Origin of the sequence: Shewanella sp. SR44-4 (assembly GCF_014163715.1) — a bacterium.
Lineage (GTDB): Bacteria > Pseudomonadota > Gammaproteobacteria > Enterobacterales > Shewanellaceae > Shewanella.
Window position 1 is genome coordinate 1 of the sequence record NZ_JACJDU010000078.1, and the last position, 11,197, is coordinate 11,197.

The 11,197-nt window shown below is 41.5% G+C and carries 7 protein-coding genes and 1 tRNA gene; 4 read left to right on the forward strand and 4 right to left on the reverse strand.

Annotation, left to right across the window (positions count from 1 at the left end; translation table 11 throughout):
* The first annotated feature begins 706 nt into the window (after positions 1 to 706).
* Positions 707 to 2,602: a sensor domain-containing phosphodiesterase gene (locus H5125_RS20865; RefSeq protein ID WP_101085066.1), complete on the forward strand. Its 1,896-nt coding sequence runs from the start codon at positions 707 to 709 to the stop codon at positions 2,600 to 2,602.
* Between the two features lie 105 nt (positions 2,603 to 2,707).
* Here the strand turns inward: H5125_RS20865 and H5125_RS20870 are convergent, their stop codons facing one another.
* The 3 genes from H5125_RS20870 to H5125_RS20880 form a co-directional block, all read right to left on the reverse strand.
* The gene (locus H5125_RS20870; RefSeq protein WP_182745311.1) at positions 2,708 to 3,919 is read right to left on the reverse strand and encodes a hybrid-cluster NAD(P)-dependent oxidoreductase; all 1,212 of its coding nucleotides are present in this window, start codon (positions 3,917 to 3,919) and stop codon (positions 2,708 to 2,710) included.
* A 112-nt stretch (positions 3,920 to 4,031) separates the two neighbouring features.
* Positions 4,032 to 5,690, reverse strand: coding sequence for a hydroxylamine reductase (hcp, locus tag H5125_RS20875; protein ID WP_162023969.1), 1,659 nt, complete (start codon positions 5,688 to 5,690; stop codon positions 4,032 to 4,034).
* A gap of 340 nt (positions 5,691 to 6,030) precedes the next feature.
* Complete coding sequence (locus H5125_RS20880; RefSeq protein WP_182745313.1) at positions 6,031 to 7,026, reverse strand: DUF4382 domain-containing protein; 996 nt, start codon at positions 7,024 to 7,026, stop codon at positions 6,031 to 6,033.
* Positions 7,027 to 7,313: 287 nt separating this feature from the next.
* Between H5125_RS20880 and H5125_RS20885 the strand changes: the two genes are divergently transcribed.
* Positions 7,314 to 8,003, forward strand: a complete 690-nt coding sequence (locus tag H5125_RS20885; protein ID WP_182745315.1) for a DUF3157 family protein — start codon at positions 7,314 to 7,316, stop codon at positions 8,001 to 8,003.
* 168 nt (positions 8,004 to 8,171) lie between these two features.
* Here H5125_RS20885 and H5125_RS20890 read toward each other — a convergent pair whose 3' ends face one another.
* The gene (locus tag H5125_RS20890) at positions 8,172 to 8,432 is read right to left on the reverse strand and encodes a DUF5062 family protein (protein ID WP_011639029.1); all 261 of its coding nucleotides are present in this window, start codon (positions 8,430 to 8,432) and stop codon (positions 8,172 to 8,174) included.
* A gap of 285 nt (positions 8,433 to 8,717) precedes the next feature.
* Between H5125_RS20890 and H5125_RS20895 the strand changes: the two genes are divergently transcribed.
* Complete coding sequence (locus H5125_RS20895; RefSeq protein WP_182745317.1) at positions 8,718 to 10,874, forward strand: M3 family metallopeptidase; 2,157 nt, start codon at positions 8,718 to 8,720, stop codon at positions 10,872 to 10,874.
* A gap of 200 nt (positions 10,875 to 11,074) precedes the next feature.
* Positions 11,075 to 11,164: transfer RNA gene (locus tag H5125_RS20900), tRNA-Ser, on the forward strand.
* Positions 11,165 to 11,197 lie beyond the last annotated feature (33 nt).

Genomic DNA, 11,197 nt, shown 5'->3' on the forward strand with positions numbered 1-11,197 from the left:
TCAACATCTAAATCTATCTCAACATCTAAATCTATCTCAACATCTAAATCTAAAAAAACAGCAAGCCAAAACTGACATGCTACTTTTTCATTAAAGCTGGCTCTATCGTGCTGGCTTAACATTAGCTTAGTTTCCTGTACCGAAATCAAATTAACCTCATAAAATTAGTACCGCTGGTAATAGTATTAAACGTTTTTAGCAATAAAATATAAATTATTTTTAATCAAAAGCTTACATGAAAAATTAAATACCATAAAGCTCACACTAAGCCATATCACTCGCCTATAGCTGAGCAAATAACAAAACAATATTAATGACCAACATAGAGACTGCATATGTGTTAGGTTGTATTAGTGTATTGCAAGAAATCGATACGATATTCATGGATGAAAGAGCAGCTACAACACTTAAGCCGGTATGTAGTATCACAATGGACTCTCTGAAATTACCCAACCAGTATTTTTCCTTCATTCAAGACTTCAGGTTACATCAGTGCACCATGACGCCGTGCCAATATAACGAATTGATTTGTAAAGAATAATAATATCACTTAGTTATATGCAATAAATTTAGATGCCATAAAGTTTAGATGTTAATTATCTCGAACTCACCCATTACAGACTGGTGGCCTGCTACCGTATTTCTTCACATACAAACAGCCTGTTTATTGAGTAACAACACAATAAAATAAGAGGTAATTACACTTTTGAAAAATAATACGATTGCGATAACCCCTGAAATGCTGAAGTCTTGGCAAAAAACAGTTGATCTGATTGCCAAAGTCGCTCAAGTGCCTGCATCGTTAATTATGAAACTTCATACTGATGAAATGGAAGTGTTTGTCGCCAATCATAATGCCAACAGCCCATATGCCCCCGGGATGAAAGACATGCTGGGACATAGTTTATATTGCGAATCAGTGATTGAGCAGCAAACAGAATTACATGTCAAAAATGCCCTAGAAGATCCTCGCTGGAGTCAAAATCCTGAGCTTGAATTTGGTATGGTTTCTTATTATGGCGTACCACTCAACTGGCCTGATGGAGAGCCCTTTGGCACCATTTGCATGCTAGACCAAAAAGCAAATAGCTACTCCGATGATCTTATTTTGCTGTTAGATTGTTTTCGTCAAAATGTTGAAAGTAATCTAGAAATACTCTACCAAAAAGAAAAGCTGGCTCAAGCCAATTTACAGTTAGAAACTCGTATTGCGCAGCGCACATCAGACTTAGAGCAGCTTAACAGCAATTTAATGCAAGAAATCGATTCACGCATCGCCGCGGAAAAACTATTAGATATTCAACAACGTTTCGACAGCGTCACTGGCTTGCCTAAATTTAGTCAACTCGAAACAGTGTTTAACAACCTGACGAAAAGCGACGCCTTAACCTGTATTTCGGTAACCCATTTCAGCATCACCAACTTAAAAGTCATTCAAGACGGTTTAGGTTATGACATCACTGAAAAAGTACGTAATGTGGTCGCGCAAAAACTACAACATTTTATACCCAATAATACTTATCTTGCCATTGTCAGTGATACGACCTTCTGTATCGTCATCTCCACCAAGAAACAACTATATGGCGATAAGATGGCGACTTTTTGCAGTCGCTTATGTCAGCACTTTAGCCAAGATATTTATGTCGATGAATTACCGCTATCCATTACCACTGCTATGGGAGTCGCATTTTACCCCAACGATGGTAGTGGATTTATGGACCTATCAAGAAAATCCAGCGCCGCGCTATCACATTGTGAAATGGGTAATAACAATAGCTATAAGTTCTTTAACCAAAAAATGGAATCCGAACTGTCTAGTCGCATACAAATGGAATCATTATTAAGAGGCGCACTTAAACGCGATGAATTGTCATTGCATTACCAGCCATTTGTAAGCACTCAAAGCAAAAGTGTTGTTGGCGCTGAAGTGCTTATAAGATGGAACAACCCAACTTTAGGCCAAGTTTCGCCGGCTGAATTTATTGAAATTGCAGAACATTCAGGCAAAATCATTGAAATAGGTTATTTTGTATTAAGAAGCGCTCTGAAACAATTAGCTTACTGGCGTGAGCTATATAATCGCGATTTTTATCTGGCAATCAATATGTCACCCATACAACTAAAAGACAGTTACTTAGTCGATAAGATTGTTAGCTTGCTTGAGTTATACAACATACCCGGCCATTTGCTTGAGATTGAGCTAACAGAAAATGCGTTAATCCACGATGCAGCATATGCCCAGGAAGTATTGAGCAAGTTAAATCAGCATGGGATCCGTTTGTCGTTAGATGATTTTGGTACCGGTTATTCGTCACTCAGTTACTTGCAATACTATCCGTTTAACTCAGTCAAAATTGATCGCAGCTTTATTCGTAATCTTGATACTTCAGAACAGAGCCGACAGTTAGTTAACACCATTATCGCCATGGCAAATAACTTACAGTTGTCGTTAGTGGCAGAAGGGGTGGAAAATCAATTTCAAGCCGATTTTGTGGCTAAGCAAGGGGCTGACATATGGCAGGGTTATCATCTGGGAAAACCGGTAGATGCCAATGAGTTTGCCCAGCAATACTTAATCCCCTCAATGACACCACTATTTTAATCTACTGCATGTGTCGCAAATGGTATCGCAATAGTTTCGCACTCAACGAGTACCGTATAAGCCGACCGTTACAAAGTCGGCTTATATGTACTACGGTAAGACATATCACATTTGTAAGCGCACATCTGAGGTCATTTTGGTTGAACACGCCAATACAAAGCCTGCTGCAATTTCGTCAGCCGTTAACGCCATTTTACTAGACGACACAGTGGTGCCTGAAACAACCTGACATTTACACGCACCGCATACGCCTGAACGACATGCGGCAATAATCGGTAATTTTGCTGACTCTATGCCATCAAGTAGGCTTTGGTCGCCAGTTAGCTGCACCTGATTATCACCAATACTCAGCATAAACTGCTCGGTTGATGGATTACTTTCCAACGCAGCTTTCAATCCCATGGCACTACTTGCACCAAAGCTTTCTTGATTGAACTGACTCATATCAAATTCGGCAGCTTTAAGCATTAACTTTACCGCCGCCATGTATGGCTCAGGTCCACACACAAATACGGTACGCTGTTGATAATCTGGCACTAACTTAACTAAGGTTTCTAAACTTAAGCGACCACTTTCACAACCTGTAGAGGCATGCTTATCAGTCAAATTTTGCTTATTTCCGTCAGACTCTAATACATAATTGAGATTGAAATGTTGGCTGCGTGATGCCATCGACGCCATTGAATTAGCAAACATAATGTCATCGACAGTTTTGGCACTGTGTACGAAGGCAATATCGCTGTCGGTAGTGGTATCGCAAAGCCAGCGCGACATAGAATGCATTGGTGTTACGCCGCAACCCGCGCTTAAGAATAAGTACTTATCGGCCTCAATGTCGACCAAGTTAAATATCCCATCAGGGCCAGTAACCGTCACTTCATCGCCAACATTGAGCGACTCAGTTAAGTAATTAGACACCACACCACCAGCGATTTTTTTAATCGTGACCACTAATGAAAATGGTCGTGAAGGTGACGATGAAATAGTGTAACTGCGGTAAACCTTGTCGCCATTAATATCTAATTTAAAGGTAATAAACTGCCCCGGTTTAAAATTAAATTTAACCGGTGTGAGTCCCTGAAAGCGGAAACTGACCACATCATGGGTTTCATTCCATTTTTCAACACAGCAAAGCTGTACCTCGCCTCGTTGCCAGTTATCAGCTGCCAAAAGTGCTTTCGGGGTTGCCAGTGCAGCGGGTTCAACCGTTGGCGTGGTCTCGATAACGGGGGCCTCGCTAACAGGAGTCACCTTTTTAGCCACTTGGGCAGAAAGCGCTTGTGAAAATGAAAAACCGACTGAGGGAGCACTACTCATTTTGATACCTTAACGCAGTAAAAAATACAGTTAGCGATATGAAAGTCTCACATCGCCTTTAATCGTTATCGTGCAAATACGTGTAACATAAATGCACGATTTTTATGGCTAATTACGCCACGTTCATCATTGCTTTTAAGTCTGACTCAACATCGGTAGTGCCACGCAAACCAAACTGTTGCTCTAAAATATTCATTAGATTTTCAGATAAAAATGCTGGCGCAGTAGGTCCTGTACGGATGTTTTTCACCCCAAGTGATAACAAGGTTAACAACACTACAATCGCTTTTTGCTCAAACCACGACAACACTAGGCTCAGCGGTAAATCATTAAGGTCACACTCAAAAATATCTTTTAACGCTAACGCTAACTGAATAGCAGAATAGGCATCGTTACATTGGCCCACATCAAGTAAACGTGGCACACCATTGATGTCACCAAAGTCTAATTTATTGAACTTGTACTTACCGCAACCTAAGGTCAAAATAATTGAATCATCAGGCACAGACTTAGCTAAGTCAGTAAAGTAATTGCGCTCTAATTTGTCGCCATCACAACCACCAATTAAGAAGAAGTGCTTAATAGAACCATTTTTAACGTTTTCAACTACGGTGGGTGCTGCTGCCATTAAGGCGTTACGGGCAAAACCGATGGTGATCATGTGTGGAATTTCATCATAAGCAAAACCTTCAAGTTCAAGGGCTTTGTTAATCACTTCGCTGAAATCATCACCTTCAACGTGAGTGACACCAGGCCAACCTACGATACTGCGGGTATAAATACGGTCAGAGTACTCACCAACGGTAGGGTCGATAATACAGTTTGAGGTCATCACTACTGCACCAGGGAAAGTGGCAAATTCTTTTTGCTGATTTTGCCAAGCGCCGCCATAGTTACCGACTAAATGCGCGTATTTTTTAAATGCTGGGTAAGCAAGTGCTGGTAACATTTCGCCGTGAGTAAAGACATTAATGCCCTTGCCTGCGGTTTGCTCAAGAATAAGCTCTAGATCTTTCATGTCGTGACCAGACACTAAAATCGCTTTACCTTTAACAGATTTGGTATTCACTTGTGTTGGCTCAGGATGGCCAAAAGAGGTGGTTTCGCCTAAATCTAACATCGCCATAATGCGGTAGTTTAATTGGCCAATTTCCATTGCAGTAGCAAACAGCTTGTCTGCATCAACAGAATCTTCACCTAAAAATGCCATGATTTTATGGAACTCAGCAGCCACATCAACGTCAGTTTGATCTAATACGCGAGCATGTTCCATATAAGCCGCTGCGCCTTTTAAGCCATATAGGCATAATAAACGTAAGCCTAAAATGTCTTCATTTACGTCTCCGCCGTTAAGCAGTGCAATTGGCGCCTGGGCTAAAATCTCAGGTTTTGATGTAGCAAGTAATAACTCACCTTGACCGCTGACCATTTCTGGCTCGACACCTTGGCCTTTACACGCAGCAATATAAGCCGCTTTTAATTGGTCGCGATAGGTTTGTGCCTGGTAGGCATAATCAATTAAGCGTTCATCGTCGAAGTTTACGTTAGTTAACGTGGCAAAAAAGGCTTTAGGCACAAAAGTGTCAATGTCGCTGTCTACAATGCCAAACTCACGCGCTTTAACTGCATAAGCCGACACGCCTTGCAGCATATAGATTAATAAATCTTGAATATCAGACGTCGACGCTAACTTGCCGCACATACCTTGCGAGTAACTACAGCCATTGCCTTCTGGTGTTCTAATGGTTTGCTCACATTGCACACAAAACATAACTCTACTCCTCAAATATTATTCATGTATAAATTTTACATGTTAAGGATGAGTTTACTCTTTACTCTGTAAATCAAAACCCGTTTTTGACACCAATGTTAGATTTTATGAGCTACATCACCTTCAGCAATTGCTAATATTGATTGGTTTTTTATTGGATAATATCGAGAGAGAAAACGGAGGTTATGGCGCGCTAAAATCATTATCTATCGCGACATAATAAACATGGATACAGGGAAAATAACGTGGCTAGAGTCAGTAAGACATCATTGATTGTATGTCTTACTGACCCAGTTGATTGACCAAATCAAATGGTGGATAAATTCAATTGACCTCAGTACTAGCCACCATGTCCACCATGGCCTTCATGATGCCCACCATTGCCGTTGCCACACTCATGTACCGTTTGTTGTCCACCAAGAGGGCCAGATTCAATCGCTATAGAGCCTGCATCTTCATACATGACAAATGGTCCGGTGCTAATGTCATCAAGGATTGGATCATCTAAATGACCTAAACAGCTATAACCAACGCGGTAGTTCCCTTCGGGTAAATAGCCCATTGCAAAATACCAATCTCCATCCGTAGTTTGTAACAATCGGCTCACCGACAGTGGAGCCGTTAGCCCTGCAGGAGGTGTTGTTCCCATATCGGCCATTTGATCAATAGAGCTGACACTGTCAGGATATAAATAAGCTAAATGATAAAATTCCCCGCCAACAGGAGTGAGAGCCGAATACTCAGTTTCGCAATTGGCAATCCATTGCGGATCAACTTCTCCAATTAAATGGCCCATTTGACTATTATCGACTGACCACATTGCACGATGACGTAATTGGTATTGTTCTTGATCCATTAGCAGACCTTGGTACAAGTTAATTTCCAATGTCATTACACGGTGTTGATTAGCTATAATCTCAACATCTTCTATTGGCAAATAACCATTTTCAACTTGCAAACTATGACGGCCTTGGCCATCTTCAACGTAACAACCCTGATTGCCATCACCCTGATCAATTGTCACGTGGACATTATGATATTGGCCAACAGGTAGATCGATATTATCAATGGCAAGATGCCTATTCATGCCCTGATAATCGAGCAAATTAAACTCCATATGTTGTAAACTATAACGGTGTATTTCCCCCGCAGCGTCCGTCATAACAAGTTCATTCATCACTAGCCCTAACCGGGACACTCCCGCCATAGGGGCATCAGACACCCCTAAAGAGAATTGTCCTAAAGGGTTAACTTCATCGGTTGTACTATCACTGCCGCCACAAGCGCTCAGCAATAAAACCGAAGATAACATCAATACTGAATAATAAATTTTCATCACACGTCCTCTATGTATTCGAAACATGCTCAGTGTTACTCACAAAGAGGTATCTGCATTTGATCGACATCAACAAACAGCGTTTAAATGAGTATGATTATTAACCTGAAATTAACATTCTAAAATGAATTCATGCATCACCTAACAATAGCGACACACGCATAAAATATTGCCCCATCACATACAGGGGCAAAATATGAATATCGAACCACAGTTTATTTCCATTTCTACTATAAAAGTCCGTAGAATGAGCCAAAGTATTAAAGACTTTCAATCAGGATGAATAGATGAAAACCAAACTTAATGCGATCGCATCAGCCCTATTTTTATTACTTGCTCCAGCCGCTATGGCCGCCAATGTTGCTGTTATCACCTTAGAAAATGGCGCCAATGTTCGTCTAAAAGACGACTTCACTTGGGAATACATCATTACCGAAACAGTAACCCAACCAGTGCAAGCCGCTAAAGCCGACATCGCAAAGCAAGCAAATGGAGTAACACAGCCGACCATTGCATCTGCAGCGTCAATAGCAGCAGTAACAACACCTGTTGCAACACCAACGGTTGCCATGCCAACTGCACCAGCAATGAATACTCAAATATCAACCACACGCTTAACTGCAGCGGCGTTAGCACAACCAGAATTATTGGGAAGTACGGCTAAAGACGGCATTAAAATCACCCTTGCAGACACAAAATGGAAAGGCGATAAACTCGGCTTAGTGTTCGATTTTGATAGCACCAGTAACGAACATGTCACGGTTGTTGAAGTTGAAGTGAGTTTTTACAATGACAACGGTGCATTACTCAAAACAGAAAAGCTTGAAGCCTGGGAAGCGATATTCCGTATGCCAGAAACTTACCTGCGTAATGGTCAACATCGCCAAAGTGATACTATTTGGGTAGAGGGTGTGAATAAGCAACAATGGCAAAAGCAGTTGATAAGCTTAAAAATTGTTGAAATTGAATCACGCTAATTCAATATCTAATCCTGAACCTAGACACGGAAATAGGTACTAAAATAGGTACGGATGTAAGCGTCAGCACTAGACCCAATACGAGAAATACATTTTAAAATCAATAACAAAAAGCCCAAATGAAATACCATTTCATTTGGGCTTAATTTATGGTGTAGGTTGGTAACCTTAGTTCAATAACTCATGTTCTTTAGGCAGTTGCTTACTAATCCACAATATCAATTTATGTTTACGATTCGGACCATCATCTTTATCTTCGGCTAATGGTTGGATTAAATTGTCTTGCACTAATAATCGATAAATACATTCCACTTTATCTTTTGGCGAAATACCTTTGCCAAAATCTTCAAAACCACGCTTTTGCGCGTATCCCATGCCAATCTCCATCGCGAGCTTGAGCAGTTTTGTATCGTGTTTACCCGCTTTCATCTATCACCCTCATCGTGCTATCTATTGCTATTAAGCTACGCGAATATCCACAAATTACCACTACAATTACGGCCAGAATGCCGCAAAATCTAACAAACATCACTATTGGCAACTTTAGTTACAATAATTAATCTTAGTTAATACCATTAACCTTTGCTGCAAGCCGCAGGCTTGGTATTGTACTGGGGTTATTACTTTATGTTTTTATTGTCACTATTCAGCCGCACCACACACTTTGAATAGGCATAAAAACACCTAAAAGGGCCAAGACCCAAGGATATTTCAATGCGTAAAACACTTATCACGACTGCAGTTAGTGCTGCACTGATGCTCAGCGCGTGTTCAGAGCAATCAGCAGACACCGCCATGGCAGCCAAAACGACAACAGATGCATCAACAACTATGACTAAAGCGCCTGCCACTGCCGAAAACGTACTGTTAACACCAAGCCCTTTACAATACATGGCACCACAGTTCGACAAAATAACAGCCAGCGACTACTTGCCAGCATTTGAGCAAGGCATGAAAGATCACAAAGCTGAAATCACCGCTATCACCAATAACAGCGAAGCAGCCACATTTGACAATACCATTGTCGCACTAGAAAACACCGGCGCGATTTTAGACCGTACTCAACGAGTGTTTTTCAACCTGTCAGGGCTTATCTCAGACGACAACTTCATCAGTGTTGAAGAACAAATTGTGCCTAAGCTAACGGCACATCAAGACAACATCTATCTTGATGAAAAGTTGTTTGCTCGTATCCAAGCGATTTATAAAAATAAAGCCACATTAACAGGCGAAGACTTACGTTTAGTTGAAGTGTATTACGACCGTTTTGTCCGTGCCGGTGCTGAATTATCAGTCGCAGACAAAACAACAATGCGTGAGCTAAACGGTGAACTAGCCAAATTTGAAACCAGCTTCTCACAAAACGTATTAAAGTCATTTAATGACGACGTGATCGTAATTGAAGATAAAGCCCTACTTGACGGCTTATCAGACAACGACATTGCATCATTAGCTGCTGCCGCTAAAGCTGCTGGTAAAACGGGTTACATGATCACTTTAGTGAACACCACCACTCAACCATTGCTTTCTAGCCTTAAAAACCGCGATATACGTAAACAGCTATGGGAAACCTCAGCATATCGCGCCATGGACACCAACGCGCCGTTAAACATCAAAATTGCTCAACTGCGTGCACAAAAAGCCAAACTATTAGGTTACCCAACATGGGCGGCATACTCGCTAGGCGACCAAATGGCCAAAAACCCAGAAGCGGTTTATGGCATTCTTGACGACTTAGCCCCGAAAGCACTGGTTAAAGCCAAAGTAGAAGCGGCAGACATTCAAGCCGAAATCGTTAAAGACGGTAAAGACTTTACTTTAGAACCATGGGACTGGGCTTACTACGCAGAAAAAGTGCGTAAAGCCAAATATGACTTAGACGACGGCCAGGTTAAACCTTATTTTGAAATGAATACCGTATTAAACGACGGCTTGTTTTTCGCAATGGAAAAACTGTACGGCATTACCGTAAAACCTCGTACTGACTTACCTGTGTGGCACAAAGACGTCACTGGTTATGAAATCTTTAACAAAGACGGCAGCTCACTAGGTTTGTTCTATCTCGATATGTACGCCCGCCCTGGTAAGCGTGGCGGCGCATGGATGGATGAGTACGTTAGTCAGTCATTCTTACAAAATACTAAGCCAGTGGTGTACAACGCACTTAACGTACCTAAACCAGCAGAAGGTCAACCTACTCTGTTAACGTTTGATGAAGTGAGCACGTTATTCCACGAATTTGGTCATGCCATTCACGGTTTATATTCACAAGTTAACTATCCAAGCTTAGCCGGTACCAAAACTGCACGTGACTTTGTTGAGTTTCCATCACAAGCTAACGAAGACTGGAGTGTTGATCCACAAGTGTTAGCCAACTATGCGAAACACTACCAAACTGGTGAGCCAATTCCTGCAGAGTTATTAGCTAAAGTGTTAAAAGCACACACCTTTAACCAAGGTTTTGGCACAGTTGAATACTTAGCTGCAGCGTTGCTTGATATGGAATGGCATTCAATTCCAGCTGGCACCGAAATTACCGATGTTGCCGCCTTTGAGAAACAAGCACTAGCCAAACACGGCCTAGACTACGGCCCAATTGCACCACGCTACAAAACCACTTACTTTAGCCACAGTTTCGGCGGCGGTTACTCAGCGGGTTACTATGCGTACCTATGGACTGAAGTGTTTGCTGCTGACTCGTTTGCTTACATGATGGCTCACGGTGGATTAACCTTAGAGAACGGCCAAAAATACCGTGACGCAGTATTGTCAAAAGGTAATAGCCAAGATCTAATGCAAAGCTACATCGACTTTGCCGGTAAAAAACCATCAACCGACGCCCTATTAAAGCGTCGTGGTTTAGTACACTAAGTATTATTGTTGATATAAGCCTCTCTTATTGGCAACTCGCCAACAAGAGAGGCAAGCTTGCAATGAAAGCGCTTTAAAGATTAAAAAGGGTAAATATTGTGCAAACGTGAGCCTTTTTGTGTCATTTTGCACATTTGTTGTGCCATCGAACACATCAAGGCTTTACATTTTTTCTAATACCCTTATTATTCACCGCGTTCGGAGGGATGGCAGAGTGGTCGAATGCACCGGTCTTGAAAACCGGCAACGGTTTATCCCGTTCTAGGGTTCAAATCCCTATCCCTCCGCCACATTAAAATAAAAAGGCCCGCTATTTATAGCGG

Coding starts and splice junctions, on each gene's coding strand:
- H5125_RS20870 (WP_182745311.1), bottom strand. CDS start 3,919: ATGAGTAGTGCTCCCTCAGTCGGTTTTTCATTTTCACAAGCGCTTTCT.
- hcp (WP_162023969.1), bottom strand. CDS start 5,690: ATGTTTTGTGTGCAATGTGAGCAAACCATTAGAACACCAGAAGGCAAT.
- H5125_RS20880 (WP_182745313.1), bottom strand. CDS start 7,026: ATGAAAATTTATTATTCAGTATTGATGTTATCTTCGGTTTTATTGCTG.
- H5125_RS20885 (WP_182745315.1), top strand. CDS start 7,314: ATGAAAACCAAACTTAATGCGATCGCATCAGCCCTATTTTTATTACTT.
- H5125_RS20890 (WP_011639029.1), bottom strand. CDS start 8,432: ATGAAAGCGGGTAAACACGATACAAAACTGCTCAAGCTCGCGATGGAG.
- H5125_RS20895 (WP_182745317.1), top strand. CDS start 8,718: ATGCGTAAAACACTTATCACGACTGCAGTTAGTGCTGCACTGATGCTC.